Raw genomic sequence first — 617 nt, forward strand, 5'->3', positions numbered from 1 at the left:
CGCGGCGGTCGGCGCCGCCCCGCGCGAGCGGCTGTGCCGTCAGACCGTCGAGCATCTGTATCCGAAGGTGCGCTGCCGCGCGTTGTTCGGGCGGGAAATCAGCCTGGAGGCGCGGCACGGCGCGTATCTGATGCCGTTCCTCGATCATCAGGTAGTGGCAGAGGCGATGACGCTGCCCGTGGCAATCAAGCAGGCCGGCCGGTTCGAGGCCGCTCTGCTCGCCGCGATCGATCCGGTGCTGGCGGCCTATCCCTCCGCATACGGCCATGATTTCGCCGGCCCGCCGTCAACGCGCCACCGGTTCCAGGAATGGTCGTCGCGCATCCGCCCGGCGTGGCTGCGCCAGCGCAGCTATGCGATCCAGCGGCGGATGGGGACGATGGCGGACGAACATGGCGGGCTGCTGTCGCCCGACTATCTCGGCCGGGTCATCGACCTCGATTACCCCGCGATGCGGCGCTTCTTCCACATGGAGGCGATCACCGACAGCGGGCTGCTGCGCCGCATCGCCTGCCTGGAATATCTGGCGCAGCGGCTGGGATCGCGGCTGCGCTGACCTTCACCAGCGGCGGGCGGTGGTGGTGATCCCCGCGCCCAGCGCATTGCCGCGGATCACC

Annotated in this window: 1 protein-coding gene; it reads left to right on the forward strand. The window is 69.7% G+C overall.

What is annotated here, in order from left to right; translation table 11 throughout:
• Nucleotides 1-556: hypothetical protein (locus AX685_RS22920; RefSeq protein WP_197418703.1), on the forward strand; the 556-nt coding region annotated here is incomplete at its 5' end.
• Nucleotides 557-617: the final 61 nt, after the last annotated feature.

Source organism: Sphingomonas sp. CCH9-F2 (genome assembly GCF_001556735.1).
GTDB lineage: Bacteria > Pseudomonadota > Alphaproteobacteria > Sphingomonadales > Sphingomonadaceae > Sphingomonas > Sphingomonas ginsenosidimutans.